We start from the raw sequence: 19,009 nt of genomic DNA, 5'->3' as shown, positions 1-19,009 counted from the left end.
CAATGACTAATTTAATTAGTTAATTTCGATCAACCACATGTTTCATCATTTTTCAACAAAAAATATTATATCGTATATTTTGAACTAAAGCTAGTGTTTTTTTAATTTTTTTCAATTTTATTTTAATATATCAAAAAAGACGACTAAATTAGTCGTCTTTTTTCTACATATCTAATTCTTCATCGGGAATGTTAACATATCCAGACTTAGATTTTGGTTTGGTCTTTATAATTACCAAAGCGATTAAAGCAATCGTTAAAATTAAGGCTGCTTCAATTCCATGAGCTATGGTTAACCCACTTATACCGGAACCAATGGCTGCACTTAAGCCAGCATTTGAGTATGTTATTGGCATAAATTTAGCAATTCCAGCATAAGCTGTTTTAACTGTTTGACTTGGGAAGATGTTATTTGAAACACATAGTTGGACAAAAATAAGAACACTTGCAATTCCAAAAGCAATCTTTCCGAGGTAAAGCCATAAGGCCGTTTCTAATGCCATTACAAAGGTTGCTAAGAGCATGGTAACTGCCATAAACCCTACTACATGATTTGCTTGAGTAATTAGGCCAAATACTAAACCTAATGCTGCAGATTGTGCGATAACTAATCCCAGTAATTTTAGTAATTGTTTACGATCATTTAAGGATCTTAAATAGGCAAAGGCGGCAACTAGTGCAGTGACGCCTATAAAGGTAATTAACGAAACAATAAATGGAATCATGGCGGTTCCAAAATTCTTATTGGTACTTATACTACTGTGTGTTAATGCTGATGGATCTGCAAACATTTGGGCTGTTTTATCACTTAATGGTTGTGCATTAACTTGGTCTGCTCCCGCTTGTAGAGAAGTTGCCAAAGTTTTATTTCCATTACTGATTTTTCCAACCCCATTTAATAATTTAGCATTATTGGTGGTTAATTGGTTACCACCATCGACTAATTGATTAACCCCATCCATTAAGGCCGGCGTACTTGAATTTAGTGTTGATAAACCAGTAGTTAATTGGTTACCACCATTAGCTAATTTAGAAACGCCGTTAGTTAGTGTAGGTACTTTACCATTTAAGGTAGTTAAGCCGTTAGAAATTTGAGTTGATCCAGTAGTTAATTTATTAACTCCACTACTTAAAGTAGGTACTTGTGATTTTAATGAACCTAATCCATTAGATAATTGGTTAGATCCAGTAGCTAATTTGCTTACCCCACTAGTTAGTGTAGGTACTTTACCATTTAAGGTAGTTAAACCATTAGAAATTTGAGTTGAGCCGTTTAATAATGACATAACTCCATTAGTTAGTGTAGGTACTTTACCATTTAAGGTTGAAAGTCCAGATTCTAAACTACCAGACCCAGTATCTAATTTTTTAACTCCTGAAACTAAAGTTGGAACTTGTGAGTTCAATTGGGTAAGACCAGTTGATAGCTGGTTAGTTCCATCTAACACTGCTGAACCATTATCAGCCAATTGTTGGGCACCATTATGCAATTGTGGTAATGATGGTACATTTTTATTTAATCCTGATAAATCAATATTATTATTCTTAAATGAATCCATAACCGAAACTAATGCATCTTTATTGGCTAATAAACTAACTAAGGTTGGTTCCATGGTAGAGATAGTATTTACTAACGTTCCATTAGGATCACTATCTTTTAACACTGATTGTAATTTGGTTAAAGTATTTAACGCCTTACTTAATTTACTTAAATTACTTGCGTCTGTTAATCCTGAACTATCCATTTCCTTTTGAACAAATGAAATAACATCCTCAGAAGTTTTTATGTGACCCTGAATCTTCTTAAGTTGTTCATCGCTTAAGCTACCACTCTGTTTATCAGTAGATGTATCGTTAGATAACGTATCAAGTTCTGATTCTGCTGACTTAATTTCTGATTCTGCTTGATCAACTGTCGAATTACCAGTACGTTGACTAGTAGAATTTACAGACTTGGTCTGGTTTGACAAATCATTAATATCTGCAGTTAATTTATCCTGAGCAGTTTTAACATCATTATTATTAGATGCCGAATCTACCGCAGCTAACATCGCACTTTTTTGGGCGCTCGTTAAATTTAATTTATCAGCAGTAGCACTAACTTGTTCTTTCGTCTTACTTTGAGTTGCTGTACTATCTGCAATTTTTGCTTCATCAGTTTTAATTTCTGCAATTTTTGATTGAATTGCACTATTATCCTGAGAAGAATTTGTATTAGTAGCAGTTTGACTATTTTTAATATTTTCATTAGCTTTAGCCAAGTTTGCTTTTATAGTATCGGTTGAATTTGAATTATCTGAAGCATTATCTTTATCATTTGATTTTGTCGTTATATTCAAATCATTTTTAATTAATCCCAACTCACTCTTTAATGAGAATAATGCCATATTTAGTGAACTTAATTTACTTAATCCACTATTTAAACTAGTTAAATCAATACTAGTTAATGCTTTTAAATCGTCCGACGTTATTCCAGCACTACTTAATTCAGTAAATAGTTTACTTAAGGTAGCTAAATCATCACTGCTTAAATTTTTCAAACCACTAGTATCAATATCTTTTAGCTTATTTAATTGATCAGCATTTAAATTACTAGTAGCGTTTCCATCACTATCAATCGAAACTAAACCAGAATCAACCATAGAATTGTATAGAGTATCAATTCCATCATTTACCTGATAAACACCATTGACATAGGTAACCATACTAGAATTTAAAGTTTTCCCACCATCATTTAATTGTTTTACTCCACTTGATAATGTCGGTGTGCTTTTGTTTAGGGTATTTAACCCAGTATGTAATTCCTTTGAACCCGAATATAGTTTAGAAACTCCATTAGCTAATTCTGGTGTGCTTTTATTTAAAGTCTTCAAGCCAGCGGTTTCTTTTTTAGAACCCGTAGTTAACTTCGATACCCCACTAGCTAATGCTGGCGTACTTTTATTTAACGTTTTTAAACCGTTATTTAGTTGTAAGCCACCATTATTAAGTTTAATAACTCCACTAGATAGTGCAGGAATACTTGCACTAAGTGTATTTAGTCCCGCAGTTTCTTTTTTAGAACCCGTTGCTAATTTAGAAACCCCGCTAGCTAAAGTTCCGGTACTGCCATTTAAGGTATTTAATCCGTTAGACAAAGTTTTAGAACCGGTGGCCAACTTGGACACTCCACTAGGCAAAGCGCTGACACTTGATTTAAGTGTAATTAAACCATCATCAACTTTACTTACTCCCGATGTATATGTATGTAATCCATCAGATAAGGTTACTGAACCATCTTTTAATTGAGTTGCACCACCTGCTGCCCTTTGAAAACCGGCACCAGCGGTTTTAACTGATTCAAACGTTGCCAAAGCATACGCCTTAGTGACTGCTGACTTAACTTGTGAATTTAATTGTGAAGCTGCTGTGTCACTAATTATGCGACCAATGTAATTATAGGAATCGTTAGTTTTATACGATAATTGCATTTGCTTGGGCGTTTTAGCCGTTGCTGTAGTAGCATTTTGAGAAAAATTCTTAGGAATCGTAATTACCGTATAATATTTATTTTTACTCATCCCGTCTTTAGCCTGTTCTGGTGATACAAACTTCCAGTTCAATTGCTTATTGTTCTTCAATTGACTGACTAAATTTTTTCCAACCGCCATTTGCTTTCCTTGATAGTTGACCGGTTGATCTTGATTAACTACCGCAACTGGTAATTGACTTGTCCGACCAAATGGATCCCAGATGGAATGGACAAATAAAACTGCCGCTCCGATTGGTGCAATAATTGCTGCACCAATCGCAAGCCACTTAACGTTCTTTTTATTCATATTTTTCACTCCAATAAAAATAGTTAACCCCATGTTGAATAACATATAAAAATAGCGTGATATCATCAACAAATTAGTTAATGCCATCACGCATTTTAGTTTATACCTAACTTTTTTATTAGGCAACCTGTTTTTTACCAAATAAATTCATAGAATATTCAAATTACCTACGAAAACAACCGCGTCTTCACACTTTGTTCACATAAATAAGTCTTCTAATTTATCTTGATTAATTATTTTTATCTGGGTTTTATTCCTAATAATCACATCCTGATTTTCAAACATCGTTAATTTTCGCGATAAAGTTTCTGGAGTAGTTCCTATAAAATTAGCTAATTCCTTTAACTTCATTGGTAATTTAATCGTATTGCTAGAATTAGTAATCTCTAAATCATTTAAAAATGTAGCTAAGCGCTCCTCAACTTTAGTCATTGTTAGAAAACTAGTTTGCTTTTCGAGTCGGTGTAATTTTTGAGCCATTAAATTCATGATTTTGATGCTAATATCTGGATGCTCTTTTAAAACTAGCTGAAAATCAACTTGAGTCAAATAGCAAATAGTCGTTTCCACGGTAGCTTCTCCAAAAACATTAGAGTTAACTTGGTCAAATAATTCTGCTTCACCCTCATATTCTCCCGGATGGATGAACCTAATTAGCTGTTCCTTGCCAGTAGGTGCTAATTGATAAAGTTTAATTAATCCTTTAGCTACAATCACTAACTTTTTATCCTGGCTTGGCGTTATAACTTGTTCACCTCTATTAAATTCACGATGTTTTACTAAACGATCAATTTTAGCTTGGTCACTTAACGATAGCTGTCTGAACAATGGCACTAAATTAACACAGTGGTGAACATCCATAACCCTAACCTCCTAAAAAGTTAATCTTCATCTTCATCAAAAGCTGCTTGAACATTCTTACCTCGTAGTCCTTGAATAATTTTAACTTGGTGGACTAACCAGTTATGCAAATCTAAATTAATTTGTCTTAAGCCTAACTTATCTTCTTTTTCTGCTAACTTAATCGCACGACTAGTAAATAAAGTTTGGGTTACTAAATCCGCACTAATTTCAGCTAACAAATTTTCATTGGTTTCGTATTTTAACGATCCATTTTCTTGTAACATAGTATATTCAATAAATTCATTAGTCATCGTTGGAACCGACTCACCTAAATCCCATAGGTTTTGTAATAAATTAAGATACCACTTACCTTCTTGTTCGGTCAAATCCATCAATAACCTTCTAAGCATTAAGGATTCCATTCCACTGACTGCATTAGCTGCTTGCAATAGCTTTTGTTGATGAATTTTAAGATTGGCCAAAACATGACCATCCATGGCACCAGCAGTTGGAGTATGGTGATCTTGTTCAACTTGTACTTGTTCTTGAGTAAATTTTTCTTGTGGGGTCATTATGATATCTCCTTAATTTTATAATCTTTAACTGTAAAACCTTGTTTCAAAATAGCTTGTTTTAAAGTTTCACTATCAACTTGATTTTCATCGTATTCAGCTTTTACCTTGCTAGCATTAAATAAAACTTTGACTTTAGCTACTCCATTTTCATGGGTAAGTGCATTTTGAATTTTTTGCATACATGATGGGCAACTCAATTCATCTAGTTGCATAATAACTTTTTGCATAACTATTCCTCCAATTTTTGATTTAATTTTAATTTATCCATTGCGGATTTTCCTTGATCATCATCAAGTTTGGGATGATATTTTAGTAAACGCATTCCATTTAGGATTACCAATAAAATGCTAATTTCATGAATAAACATTCCGCTAGCCATATTGACTTTATTAAAGATAAGGCCTACCAACAAAAGAACCACTGTAGCAATAGCTAACACAATGTTTTCAGTCATGTTTTTCATGTTAGCTTTACTTAAACCATAGACGTGCACCAAGGAACTTAATTTGGATCTCATTAAGACGATATCTGCTGACTCGATGGCTACATCCGTTCCACTACCAATTGCGATACCTACATCGGCTTTAACCAAGGATGGACTATCATTAATTCCATCACCTACAAAGGCTACTCGCTGGTGATTAGCTTGAAATTTACTAATTAGCTGTTCTTTATCTTGTGGCATTAAATTGGCATAAACTGCATCTAAATTTAACTCTTTAGCAATTTGATCAGCCACCTTTTGATCATCCCCAGTTAGCATTACTAATTTTTGGGCTCCCAAGTTCCTTAATTCGTTTAACGCTGAAACAGCATCAGCTCTTAAGACATCTCCGATTCCTAAAATGCCAGCCAACTGCTGATTTACTGCCACAATGACTGTAGATAATCCCTGGTCTTGAATTCGGTTTATGGTTGTCAGGTTTTCGGTCGATAATTGAATGTGCGAATTAAGCATTAATTGTTGATTACCAACTATTAATTCATGACCATCTACTTTTCCAACAACCCCTTGGCCCTTAATTACATCTGAATGTGTAACTTGATAATCCATTGATGCATCACCAAATCGTTTGATAATCGCTTCCCCTAAAGGATGTTTTAAATGGTTTTCTAAACTGGCAGCATACATAAAGGCTTGTAGGGCTTGGTCATTAAATTTTTCGACTACTTTAACTTGGGCATTTCCCTGGGTTAAGGTACCTGTCTTATCAAAGACAAAGGTGTCAATTTGATGCAAAGCATCCATTGCATTGTTACCTTTAACCAAAATTTGATTTTTAGCACCATTACCGATTCCTGCCACATTAGAAATTGGAATTCCAATCACTAAGGCCCCCGGGCATCCCAGCACTAAAATCGTGATGGCTAAGTTAAGATCTTTAGTTATAAAACCAACTATCACTCCTAGCACTAAAACTAACGGCGTATAGTAGGTGGCAAATTTATCAATAAAAGTCTGTTGTTTAGATTTACTATCCTCAGCCTCTTCAATTAACTCAATGATTTTACCAAACGTAGAATCTTCACCAACTTGAGTCGCCAGCACTTCTAAATCACCGTTATCAACTACCGTTCCTGAATAAACCTCTGTATCTAAAGTTTTACTAACTAATTTAGATTCTCCCGTAACACTGGCTTGATTTACTAAGGCCGAACCATCAACGACGGTACCATCAACGGGAATTTGTTGTCCCGTTCTAACTATCACGTGATCCCCTACCTCGACCTCATCAACATCCACTTCGACTTCTTGACCATCAGTCAATAAAATCGCTGTTTTGGGCGCTAAATCAGTTAGCTGCTTAATGGCCGAGCGAGTCTTTTTTAACGTAATTTTTTCTAGCCATTCACCAATTAAAAATAAAAATGCAACAATCGCCGCTTCATGGTATTCACCAATTAAAAGCGCCCCGATCATGGCGATACTGACTAATAAATCGATACTAACTACTTTAACTCTCAGAGCAGAAATAGCTGTACTAATAATTGGTAGTAAACCAATTACCCCAGCAATTAACATACTTAATTGTGCTATTGAAGTTAATTTAAAACCATAACTAGCTAAGGAAATTAAAATCAACCCGCCGTTAGCAATCATAATTTGGTTTTTATGTTGATTTAACCATATACTCATCTTGTCACCTCCATTTAAGTTATATCCAGTATAAAAAAAGGCCACAAAAAAAGACTTGATACTAATCAAGTCTTTTTAATTTATTTGATAATAGTTTGTCCATTCATGTAAGGTTGTAAAACTTCGGGAATATTTACTGAACCATCTTCATTTTGGTAGTTTTCTAAAATAGCAGCTACAGTTCGACCAACTGCTAATCCAGAACCATTTAGAGTATGCACAAATTTAAGTTTACCATCATCATCGCGATATTGGATATGTGCACGACGAGCTTGGAAATCAGTAGTATTAGAACAACTAGAGATTTCGCGGTAACGAGCTTGAGCTGGGAACCAAACCTCTAAATCGTTAGTTCTAGCGGCTGTAAAACTCATATCACTTGTAGTTAAAGTAATTACATGGTAGCTAAGACCCAATAATTGTAATAGTTCTTCCGCATGGTGAGTTAAAGCTTCTAAAGCATCCCAAGAATCTTCTGGCTTAGTAATTTTAACCATTTCGACCTTATTAAATTGGTGCAAGCGAATTAATCCCTTAGTGTCTTTACCGGCACTACCAGCTTCTGATCTAAATGCTGGTGATAAAGCAGTTACTGAAATTGGTAATTGTTCGCTTGGAATCACTTCATCACGGTAATAGTTAACTAGCGGAACTTCAGCAGTAGGAATTAATGATAGTTCACCATCATCCACTTCATAACCAGCCTTAGTTTCTTTAAATTTAGGAAATTGGCCAGTTCCATACATAGAAGCTTCATTTACCATGTAAGGTGTTAGCATTTCCGTGAAACCAGCTTTGTTATTTTGGTCTAAGAAGAAATTATAAACCGCGCGTTCTAAGCGAGCTCCATCACCAACATAGTAAACAAAACGACTACCTGAAACTTTAGCAGCACGTTCAAAATTTAATATCCCTAAATTCTCACCAATTTCATAGTGTTCTTTAGGTTGGAATGAAAATTCCTTAGGGGTTCCCACTTTTCTAAGTTCTTCTGATCCTTCTTCAGTTAAACTAACTGGTACTTCGGTAGCCGGAATATTTGGTAAATGAGCTGCTACACTAGTTTGCTTTTCCTCAACTTCACGCAATTGGTCATCTAAATCTTTAATTTGTTGACTAACTGATTTCATTTTATTGATAGCTTCACTAGCATCTTCTTTGTTACGTTTTAATTGTCCAATTTGATCAGATACTTCATTTCTTTGAGCCTTTAAAGTTTCTGATTCAAGAATTAAATCACGTCGTTTAGCATCAAAAGATAATAATTCATCAATCATTTCAGGCTTAACATTACGTTGAGCTAATTTCTCTTTAACAAAATCTGGTTTTTGGCGAATCATTTTAATATCTAACATAGTTAATTCCTCCTAAATTGTAAATAAAAAAAGGAATCCTCGTCTATGGGACGAAGGATTCCTTTTCGCGGTACCACCCAAGTTTGCAGAATTTCTTCTACACTCTTTAAAGTAATAACGGTTACTGTCCGTGTAGCATTACCTACCCGTTTTAAATTGTACTGGAATTTTCGATAGCAGTTCTCACCTATCTGCCTCTCTTTAATCTACTTATGGGTACAAATGAACGTTTTATATTGAATATAATTATATCAAATTTGGTTTATAAAGCAAGTTCCGCTATTTTATCTTCAATCATACTAATAACGGCTTTACGATCTTCAAGATTTTCAACAAAGTCGTAACGATCACCATTAATTTGAATTTTAGGTGATTTATTATATTGTTCATACCAATTGTTATAACGACTGTTTAAGTCTTTATAATATTCGTACAATTCAGGATCTACATCAACCTGTTCAAATGAACGACCTCGTTTTTTAATACGTTCAAGCATCGTTTCAAATGAAATATTAATGTGGATTAAAAGATCGGGATTTTTTGAATGTTCTGTATCGGCTAATTCTTGCATCATATTTTGAAGAAGTGAATCATAGATCTCAACTTCTGTTTCAGTAGCTCGACCAAGATCGGCATTTAAATGAAATAGTAGAGAATCTTCAAAAATTGAACGATCCATAATACTTCCATCATATTTCCAGGCATTTTTAATATCGCCTAAGCGTTTATTTAGAAAATCAATTTGAAGTAAGAAACCATACTTCTTCGGATTCTCATAAAACATTGGTAATATCTTGTTATCATCTACTGATTCGTAAAATGCTGGTTTTTCAAAATGTTCAGCTAACATTTGGGTCAATGAGGTCTTCCCCGCACCAATTGTTCCGGCTAATACAAGCATAATTCAACTTCCTTTTTCTTTTAATTTAACACAATATATTGTACTAATATTTGTCGATAGGTGCAATATATTGTGAAAAATTAAAGTTTGGGACGTTTGATTATTTCTAGTTCATCCATCCCACCATAGATGTCATACCAAGGTTTAGCAGTAGTACTTAAAATTTCATTTAAGTCTTCAACATTTTGTTTTCCTTGAGTTTCAAGCCAAGCTGTTAAACCAGCTTCACCTTCATTAACGAAGATGTCAACTCCATCGGCCCAAGTAGCACGGCCACTTAAAACTCCTGAGAAGGCAACATTTGCATCACCGGCTAATTTTAATTCACGTTGGTAAACATTAGTAGGTACCCCACCACTCAAGAAAATAAATGGACGAGTAGCAGCATCACTTAAATCTCTAAGATACTTCTTAGCATCCTCTTCAGTGTAAGCACTTTGTCCATCAGGATCGTCATTCCAGCCAGCAATATATTTGTAGTTAAATGGCATTTCCATTTTTAAAACATCAATATGGTAAATATCCTTAGTAAATTCTTTCATCGAATCAATTACTAATTGTGGTTTTTCTTTAGCAAATTCTAGTGAATCACTAGCATATTTATCATCATAAGTAACTACTTCAAAGAAGGTTGGTACTTCCGCAGCCATAGCTTCCGTACCATATCGTTGTGCGAAGGCTTTCTTAACATCATTGATTTCATCACTATCATTAGGATTGTAGTAAATTAGGACTTTTAAAGCATCAGCGCCTTTTTCAATCATAATTTGAGCAGATTGATTTGGAATTAAGCGAGGTAGTCTACCGGGAGTGTCTACATCATATCCGGTTTCTTCGTAAGACATGATTAAACCAGTTTTAGGGTCTTTAGCCTTAATTGCTTTAAAGCCCATTTGTTCATCTAATAACACTGCCGAACTATAAGAACTTAAAACGCTAATTACAATTTTTTTAAAATCATAAACCATTTCCATATCAAAATCTTTGCCAGCGTTTTTGGTTGCTTTTTGTAAAGCTTTAACTAATGAACCCCTTTGGTCTAAAGCTAAAGCAGTAATAATCCCCTTATCATTAGCTAATTTTTGCATTCTCTTCATTTTATTTTCAGTAATATTTTTACTCATAATTATGAAGCCTCCCCTAAAAATAATATTTATACCAATTTTTATATTATTTTATCACTTCACAATATATTATCAAGTAATTAGGATTTTTCATTTATAAATCAATCTATACCAATTTTGTATATTTATCTATCATGTGGTTTAACATCTACCTGATCCAACGGAATTATACATGTGTGATGTTTGATTTTGTAACCAAAATATAATACCAATGCCAATGGCACACTCATGTACGTTACTAAAATTTCTTGCCAATCAAAATGAATAAAGGCTGAAGGATTTTGACCAATAATTACCATAATACATAGAATTAAACAAAGCGCTGGTCCAAACGGGAACCATTTAGCATGATATTGAAGTTCATCAAGATGATGACCTTGTTTGATAAACGCTCTTCTAAATCGATAATGAGAAATGGCAATCCCAAACCAAGCAATAAAGCCAGTCAATCCAGATGCTGCCACTAACCATAAATATAGTTGTGGTCCAAAAATACTAGAAATAAAGGCTAATAATGACACTATTACAGTAACTAGTAAGGAATACATAGGAATCCCATTTTTAGCTGTTTTACCCAGTATTTTAGGTGCAAACCCATGTTGAGCTAGTGAATATAACATTCGTGTCGAAGCATACATCCCTGAATTAGCGGAAGAAATCACGGAGGTTAAAATCACTGCGTTCATTACACTAGCTGCCGCTGCTAGCCCGGCTCTTTGAAATACGATTGTAAATGGACTGATCGCCACATCTTGGGCGCCTGATCCGAGTAGCTGGGAGCTACTATAAGGAATAATGGCCGCAATGACGGCAATTGCTAAAATGTAAAATAAAATGATTCTCCAGAAAACTTCGTGAATGGCCTTGGGAACATTTTTATGGGGATCTTCAGATTCCCCAGCTGAAATTCCGACTAATTCAGTACCTTGAAACGAAAACCCTGCAACTACAAAGACTCCAATAATAGCGGGAATTCCTCCCACAAAGGGAGCTTTTTTATAGGTGAAGTTATGCAAACCAACAAAGTGTCCACCCATAATTCCCAAAATAGTTAAAACTCCAATTCCTAAGAATAAAAAGATCGTTACGACTTTAATTACCGACATCCAAAATTCAGTTTCTCCAAAGACTCCAACTGACATTAAATTGATCCCCAGAATGATGACTAAGGCAATCGCACTCCAAATCCAGGAAGGAAAGTTAGGTAACCAATAACGCATTACTAAAGCCACGGTGCTAATATCAACCGCTACCGTAATCGCCCAGTTAAACCAGTAATTCCAGCCCATGGCAAACCCTAACGCTGGATCCACATACTTAGAAGCATACGCTGCAAACGAGCCGGAAACTGGCATATTAGTAGCCATTTCTCCTAAGCTAGTCATTAAAAAGTAAACCATAATTCCCATTAAGGCATAAGCTACTAAGGCCCCACCAGGTCCAGCCTTACTAATTGCTGATCCACTGGCTACAAATAATCCGGTACCAATACTTCCCCCCAGGGCAATCATTGAAATATGTCGTGACTTTAATCCACGCTTTACATCATTACTAGTATTTTCCATAAGTAATTCTCCTATTAGCTTCAAATTTCATTATCATTTGAATTCAAATATGCTAATAAAAAAGGCCTCTTCTAAAAATTAGAAGAGGCCTTAGCCTAGAAATTAATCCCAGCTTTTATTAATAGCACTCCGCATCAATCCAATTGATGCGACAGTCCTTGGCTTATTCAGTCAAGACCCAACAATTAATTCGAAAAGTAATTAATCATTTCGGCGAATTCACCTTTCAACATTAATCATGGCTTCTTTTCAAGCTCATAATGTCTACTCATCGTTTTCGCGCCTCTATATGAAATATTAAATTAATAATGTTGATCACAATATAACTTAAATTAGTCAATTAGGCAAGTATAAGGTTCTTAATACTTAGTATTTCTCACTATACGTAGCTTAGCTAATTTAGGAGAAATAATTGGATAAAGACTTTCTGAGATTTGTAGCCAAGTATATCCAATAATCAATGCTCCTAAGGTATCACTTGGAAAATGAGCATTTAGGTAAATTCTAGAAAGCATTACTAAACACACAAAAATTACCAAGATAATTTTAAGTAATATATTGATTAAGTGATTTTTAATTAACGGTAAAACCATTACCCAAAGAATTCCACAAACTAGGACTATTCCCAAGACATGGCCACTAGGGAAACTATAACCATCATCTGAAATTAAGTGAGCTAAAGGACGCGTACGCTTAACGGCATTCTTAATCACAAAACCAATAATGTCACCAAAACCTAAGGTAAATAATGCCCAAAGAGCTGGAATTTTATATTTAAAGCCCCAAAGAAAAAATGACGTAACTAATATCCAAAAAATATCAAATTTTGGGCTAGCTATTGAGGTAATAAATGTATAAAATCCGTTCAAAAATCCAGTTACATTTTTTTGAACTAGTTGAATTACCGTTGAATCTAAAAATTGCATATAATCTGAATTTAAAACTATAAAAAAGCAAGCAAGGATTGAAAAAATCAATCCAACAATTATTTTGGCAGTTCTATTTTTACTTTTCTCTATTAACATAGTAAACTCGACCCTCTCAATTAATACAAATTCTTTATGAGTATATCATATTTACCGTTTTAATGGGCCCTTTCCCCATTTAACATATAAAAAAAGACCTAAAATTTAACTTTTAAGTCTTTTTTTGTTTAGTTTCATATTTACCTTAAAAACAATCTCAGCCACAATAAATCCCAAAGCAATAGCCCCAGCAATCCAAATAACTTGTGATAAGTAATCTAGCGCCATGACATATTTAGACATCGCAAAGTTTTTAATAAATTGGTAAGCTTGTCCTCCAGGAACTAACGGAACTAAAGCGGGAATTTGAAAAATAATTCCGGGCATTTTTTTAAATCGAGCAAATCCAATGGATAGTAATCCAATTACTAGCGATCCACCGAAATTAGCCGTACCCATCCCTCCACCAAAATAGGTAATTCCATAATAAACTAACCAACCAATCAAACCAATTATTCCAGCTTCATTTAAAGCCCGACGAGGCAAGTTAACAATCAATCCAAAGCCCACGGTTGATAAATATACACAAATAACTTTTAAAATAAACATTGTCATAATCGCATACCTCAAAGTAATTTAAGTACTACTGCAATGCCAAAGCCTAATGCCGTAGCACTAATTAGGGCTTCCAGTGCTCGCGCCTGCCCACTAACCAAATTGCCATATAAAATATCACGAACAGAATTAGTCAGTGGCACTCCCGGAACTAGCGGCATTAAACTGCCAATAATTATGTCATCACTATTAAGCCCAATGCCTAGCCTCACAGAAAGAATCGCACACACACCAATGACTAGGGCAGCAATAAATTCACTTAAAAATCTAATTTGGACATACTTACTCAGAAAATAAAATACTGCCCAGCCGAGCATACCTACCAAACAAGTAATCAAAAAATCATGCACATTATTTTGAAAAACTAAAGCTAGGGGACCACTAACTAATGCAGCCCCAATCAATTGAACCCACAAAGGAAAGACCATGATATATTTATCAATTGCTTTTAAACGATCATAAAATAATTGCAAGTCAATTTTTTTCTCTCCAAATTCTCGAGATAATTCATTAACTAAGGTTACCTTTTCTAAATCAAAGCTTCGTTTCTTGATAATACTCACACGGGCCCCAAAATCTGACGAAATGGATAATACAATTCCAGTAATCGTAATATATGATTGTGATTCATAGAATCCCGCATTACAGGCGATATGATTAACCGTATCATTAACTCGATCCATATCGGCCCCACTTTCAATCATGATTCTAGCTGCGCTTAAACAGGTCTTCATAACCATATTTTTATAATCATCGGTAAATTGTTGATCCATCTTCATCACTCCTTATTTTACAAATACATAGTGAGCCGTTTTGTACCCAATCATTAATTCTTTATTATCAGTTAGATTTTGAACTTGCATCGATTTATCAAAAGAATTTCGACTTAAAATTTTTAATTGATCCCCTAAATCTAATTTAATGTCTCCCATGTAAGTTAACAAATCATGATTATCAATGAATCGATCTACGGTAACAATTTGTCCGACCTTAGTGTCATTTAAAACTTGATGCGTCTCAATGTCATAATTGCCATTACGATCAGGAATCACTCCACCATGCGGACATTTTTTAGGGTTACCAATGAAATCATCTAAGTGATCAATCATTTCATCACTAGTAACATGCTCTAACTTTTCAGCCTCCATATGGATATCAGGTAAAGCAAACCCAAGTTTATCAATTAAAAAAGTTTCCCAAATGCGGTGTTTTCTAACCAATTCTTCAGCCAATTTAATTCCTTGATCCGTTAATTTAACACCCGCATATGGTTTATGCGTAACTAATTTTTCATCGACTAACTTGTTAACCATTTCGGTTACTGAGCCAGCAGCAATACTTAAGCTGATAGCAATTTGTTTATTACTTACTTGGTTTTTAGTGCCTCCTAATTCAAAAATAATTTTAAGATAATCTTCCTTCATCGGAGTCATTTATGGGATATCCTTTCCACGATTGTAAATTATACTTTCATCCTTACCACGGTTAACTTCCGCTTGCAGGGTAACATGAGCAATATGGTACTTTTTCTTCAAAATTTCAGTAATCTGATTATAAATTATTTCGGCTTGACTAATCGGCATATCACTTAAATTAATATGGGCTGAAAATACAATGTTATTTTCATCAATTAACCATGCATGAATATGATGTACACTTTTAACATCTTTAATCTTTAATAGATCCATTTTAATTTGATCATAATCCAGTTTAGGAGCGTTTTGCATCAAAATCACTAGCGATTCTTTAACAATCGGAATTGATTCGTAAATAATATATACCGCTACTAAAATAGTCACTAACGGATCAATAAATTCCCAATCAAAGGTCTTAATTAAAACGCCACCAACAATAATCGCTATTGATGATAAAGCATCACTTAATACATGTAAATATGTGGATTTAATATTTAAATTATTTTTGGTTCCTTTAGCTAATATAAAGGCAGAAATAAAATTAGCCAGTAAGCCAATAATTGCTACTACCAACATCAGATTTCCATTAATGGGACTAGGATTAAAGGAACGTTTAACGGCTTCATAGATCAAGCCTAAACAAATAATTACTAAAAAGATTGAATTTAAAAAAGCGGCAATTATTTGCGCACGTTTATAACCAAATGTATTAGTTTTACTCTGCGGTTTTTTACTAATTTCACTGGCAAAATAACTTAACACAATTGAAAAGGAATCTCCTAGGTTATGAAATCCATCAGATATTAATGATAGACTACCGGAAAAAACTCCCCCGATAAATTCGACAATTGTAATTAGAACATTTAATAAAGTTACAAATAGAAATTGCTTACTAGACAAGTTCTGGTGTTCATCCATAGCTTCCACCTCCTACCTTGTTTTATTATTACATTTGTCATCAAAATAAGCTATTAAAAATAAAAAAGGACATAGATTACTATGTCCTTTCGACCAGCTGCTATAAAGTTTTAATCAAATTAACTCGTTCATAATCGAAATCTGATCCAAATTTATTTGGATTCTCAATGTGCTTTAACGCACTGTTGATTCACTTCTTTTGTTACATTACCTACGCAATTTAACATACAAACGATTAAATTTCATTCAACAATAATTGTCAATAATTAACATGCAGCTGGCCTATTACTAGAATATCATCTCAAAAAGATTGAGACAATTGATTTGCCTTAGTTTAGCTGACAATGACCAATGATTGAACGTAAGTCATCAAGAGTTGAACCATTACTGATAAAACATTGAATCAAATCAAACCAATATTTATCGGTTTCATCAAAATTATTGACTTTTTCACCAGGTTTACGTCCTGATATTAATCCCAAATCAATATATTTAACAATTGTTTTTTCATCCAAATTTACTTGATTAGAAAATTCTTCTAATGTCCATTTCATGACAATCTCCTCTTAGTCCTCAATCATTCGCCAGTCGCCTTCAGCGGCTTTTGAAATTTGATTAATAAAATGCAAAATAGATTGAGCATGCTTTTCATCATGTTCATTAGCTAGATTTAAACCAGCTCCAGTGGTCATTGGTTCACTTAAAGCAAAGTTACCATCATGATTTTCACCAGTTGAAAACGCAATTACTTCTTCCCCAGTTTCAATTTGAGTAATAATGAAAAATAAACTAAATTCATCATCTTCTACCATATAAGCTGGCATGGCCCAAATTCCATCACTAATTTCGGCTAATTCATATTGATCATATTTATAGTCTTTAAAATTATCTTTAGTGACTGGTTGATCTAAAACAAACATCATTTTATTAAAAACTGGATCACCTAGTTTAATATTGTCTTCCATAACTATTTATTTCCTTTTTCCTTAGTAGATGATATTAACGCGATATAAGTTGCACTAATTGCTAAATTTACACCTAAAGCAACTATTGCAACTACCATTGTTGAAGTATTTGCACTCATGTATTTCTTTCCTTTATGCACTGATTAATTCGTTTTGATTTACCTTTTTTTGCATATGAAAATATTGGTGATCGCCAATCATTTGGGTTTGAATGGTTTTAAATCCCATCTTTTCATATAAACGTTTGGCATTCGGATTTTCATAATCCACATTTAAACCAACTACTGCTTTATGATCGTTCTTTGCTAAATTAGGAACGGCCCTTAATAACTTACTACCAATTCCATGCCCTTGGTAATTAGGATCTACTGCAATGGAATCTAAATACCATTCGTCTAAGTTAGTTTCTGAATCAGCAATAAACGGCTTAGTAAAGTCTGCACTTTGTTTGGATAAATTATATAAAACTTGATTAATATCCGTTTCATTTTCACTGGGGTAACCAAAGGCAACACCCACAACTTGACCATCGGCCTCGGCCACCACGGTAGTAGCTTTATCATACAAATAAGTATCCGTTTGATAAGCTTTCGTGATGACCTTGGCTAATCCAGGTTCTGAAACATCATCTAATACATCAAGTTCCATTTCATCGAAAATAATATCCATCAGCGGGGCTATCTGTCCAGCGTCTTCTTGTTGTGCATCTCTAATCGTAATCACAAAAATCCTCCTATAAAATCTAAACTTATTTCCATCGTTTTAATTACAGAGATATATTACTCATATTAAAGTCATTTGTCAAAATTTAGTTGTTGGCTATTAATTTTTGCATATCTGCAGGTAATTTACTTTCAAAATGAAGCGTTTGTTTAGTAAATGGATCTACAAATTCTAATAAATAAGCATGTAAAGCTTGCCGTTTAATACCTCGATCTAATGGACCGTAATAGAGCTCATCACCTAATAGTGGATGTTGCATATCAGTAAAATGCACTCTAATTTGATGAGTCCGGCCAGTATGCAATTTAATTTTAACTAAGCTGTAATCAGCATATTCCTTGACTAGCCAGTATTCCGTCCGGGCAGCTTTGCCATCTGGTCGAACTGCCTGAAAATATTGATCTTCTACTTTACCAATCGGTTTATTAATTTCACCATGTTGGGCAAGTTGACCGCCAGCCACCAATGCTAAATATTCTTTGTTAATTTTCTGTTCAGATAGCATGACATTAGCCAAACTATTAGCTAAATGATGTTTGGCAATCAAAACTATCCCACTAGTAAACCGATCTAGTCGAGTAATTATATGGGGCACTAAATTCTTAGCCCCTTGGGTAATTAAATAACCTTTAACCCGATTAACTAAAGTATCTTCTCGATTAGCCGGTCCTGGAACTGACGTTAAACCAGCTGGCTTATTTACCACTAACCAGTTAGCATCTTCGTACATAATTTCAATCGGCTGATGACTAACTAAAACGTTAGGGTCAGCTGGTTCATCTGCTAAATATACTTCGACTTCTTGATTAGGTAAAACTTCTGCTTGGTTAAAATTAATCTTGCCTTGGCCTTTTTTTAAGCTGCTATACATGCGGTGACTAATGCCATTTAAAGCTAAAAATTTTTTAATTCCGATGGGTTGATTGGATTGATTTTTAAAAGTAAATTTCAAATTATTCTCCTGATCATTTTTAATTTAATATTTATAATACCTAAAATCGATTTTTTAGTATTACAGTCTTGTTAATTTACAAACAAATTATTTTATTACCTATTAAATGTAAGTTATACTTAAATGGTAAAATTGTAAA

Annotated in this window: 18 protein-coding genes and 1 riboswitch; all 18 genes read right to left on the bottom strand. The window is 34.0% G+C overall.

The genetic code is table 11. The features are described from left to right. Positions 1–163 precede the first annotated feature (163 nt). The gene (locus LHL71_RS01035; RefSeq protein WP_227361209.1) at positions 164–3,817 is read right to left on the bottom strand and encodes a YhgE/Pip family protein; all 3,654 of its coding nucleotides are present in this window, start codon (positions 3,815–3,817) and stop codon (positions 164–166) included. Between the two features lie 198 nt (positions 3,818–4,015). Beyond that, entirely contained in the window at positions 4,016–4,678 is a 663-nt protein-coding gene (locus LHL71_RS01030) for a Crp/Fnr family transcriptional regulator (RefSeq protein WP_227361208.1), read from the bottom strand. Between the two features lie 20 nt (positions 4,679–4,698). Next, positions 4,699–5,232, bottom strand: a complete 534-nt coding sequence (locus tag LHL71_RS01025; protein WP_227361207.1) for a DNA-binding protein — start codon at positions 5,230–5,232, stop codon at positions 4,699–4,701. Continuing rightward, positions 5,232–5,462, bottom strand: coding sequence for a heavy-metal-associated domain-containing protein (locus tag LHL71_RS01020; RefSeq protein ID WP_227361206.1), 231 nt, complete (start codon positions 5,460–5,462; stop codon positions 5,232–5,234). The genes LHL71_RS01025 and LHL71_RS01020 overlap by 1 nt, the downstream gene beginning before the upstream one ends. Before the next feature lie 2 nt (positions 5,463–5,464). After that, positions 5,465–7,372, bottom strand: a complete 1,908-nt coding sequence (locus LHL71_RS01015; protein WP_227361205.1) for a heavy metal translocating P-type ATPase — start codon at positions 7,370–7,372, stop codon at positions 5,465–5,467. Between the two features lie 80 nt (positions 7,373–7,452). Beyond that, positions 7,453–8,727: a serine--tRNA ligase gene (gene serS, locus LHL71_RS01010; protein ID WP_227361204.1), complete on the bottom strand. Its 1,275-nt coding sequence runs from the start codon at positions 8,725–8,727 to the stop codon at positions 7,453–7,455. Positions 8,728–8,989: 262 nt separating this feature from the next. Next, entirely contained in the window at positions 8,990–9,628 is a 639-nt protein-coding gene (locus tag LHL71_RS01005) for a deoxynucleoside kinase (RefSeq protein ID WP_227361203.1), read from the bottom strand. Positions 9,629–9,708: 80 nt separating this feature from the next. Next, complete coding sequence (locus LHL71_RS01000; RefSeq protein ID WP_227361202.1) at positions 9,709–10,752, bottom strand: tagatose 1,6-diphosphate aldolase; 1,044 nt, start codon at positions 10,750–10,752, stop codon at positions 9,709–9,711. Positions 10,753–10,877: 125 nt separating this feature from the next. Continuing rightward, on the bottom strand, positions 10,878–12,317 hold the full coding sequence (locus tag LHL71_RS00995) for an amino acid permease (protein WP_227361201.1): 1,440 nt from the start codon (positions 12,315–12,317) through the stop codon (positions 10,878–10,880). Between the two features lie 114 nt (positions 12,318–12,431). Continuing rightward, positions 12,432–12,613: riboswitch (Lysine riboswitch) on the bottom strand. A gap of 63 nt (positions 12,614–12,676) precedes the next feature. After that, positions 12,677–13,342, bottom strand: a complete 666-nt coding sequence (locus LHL71_RS00990; RefSeq protein WP_227361200.1) for a phosphatase PAP2 family protein — start codon at positions 13,340–13,342, stop codon at positions 12,677–12,679. 105 nt (positions 13,343–13,447) lie between these two features. Further along, complete coding sequence (locus tag LHL71_RS00985) at positions 13,448–13,897, bottom strand: threonine/serine exporter family protein (RefSeq protein WP_227361199.1); 450 nt, start codon at positions 13,895–13,897, stop codon at positions 13,448–13,450. Between the two features lie 11 nt (positions 13,898–13,908). Continuing rightward, the gene (locus tag LHL71_RS00980) at positions 13,909–14,670 is read right to left on the bottom strand and encodes a threonine/serine exporter family protein (protein WP_227361198.1); all 762 of its coding nucleotides are present in this window, start codon (positions 14,668–14,670) and stop codon (positions 13,909–13,911) included. A 12-nt stretch (positions 14,671–14,682) separates the two neighbouring features. Continuing rightward, a complete protein-coding gene (locus LHL71_RS00975; RefSeq protein ID WP_227361197.1) occupies positions 14,683–15,330 on the bottom strand; it encodes a metal-dependent transcriptional regulator in 648 nt (215 codons plus the stop codon). Continuing rightward, positions 15,331–16,230 carry a cation diffusion facilitator family transporter gene (locus tag LHL71_RS00970; protein ID WP_227361196.1) on the bottom strand — a complete coding sequence of 300 codons (900 nt, stop codon included), beginning with the start codon at positions 16,228–16,230 and terminating at the stop codon, positions 15,331–15,333. A 329-nt stretch (positions 16,231–16,559) separates the two neighbouring features. Then, positions 16,560–16,784 (bottom strand): MerR family transcriptional regulator, encoded by a 225-nt coding sequence (locus LHL71_RS00965; protein ID WP_227361195.1) that lies wholly within the window; start codon positions 16,782–16,784, stop codon positions 16,560–16,562. Positions 16,785–16,796: 12 nt separating this feature from the next. Further along, positions 16,797–17,195 (bottom strand): hypothetical protein, encoded by a 399-nt coding sequence (locus tag LHL71_RS00960; protein ID WP_227361194.1) that lies wholly within the window; start codon positions 17,193–17,195, stop codon positions 16,797–16,799. Positions 17,196–17,327: 132 nt separating this feature from the next. Beyond that, positions 17,328–17,918 (bottom strand): GNAT family N-acetyltransferase, encoded by a 591-nt coding sequence (locus LHL71_RS00955; protein ID WP_227361193.1) that lies wholly within the window; start codon positions 17,916–17,918, stop codon positions 17,328–17,330. Between the two features lie 85 nt (positions 17,919–18,003). Continuing rightward, positions 18,004–18,870 (bottom strand): RluA family pseudouridine synthase, encoded by an 867-nt coding sequence (locus LHL71_RS00950; RefSeq protein WP_227361192.1) that lies wholly within the window; start codon positions 18,868–18,870, stop codon positions 18,004–18,006. Positions 18,871–19,009: the final 139 nt, after the last annotated feature.

This window comes from Lentilactobacillus laojiaonis (assembly GCF_020616595.1).
Classification (GTDB): domain Bacteria; phylum Bacillota; class Bacilli; order Lactobacillales; family Lactobacillaceae; genus Lentilactobacillus; species Lentilactobacillus laojiaonis.
This window is presented reverse-complemented; position numbering and strand designations above follow the sequence as displayed.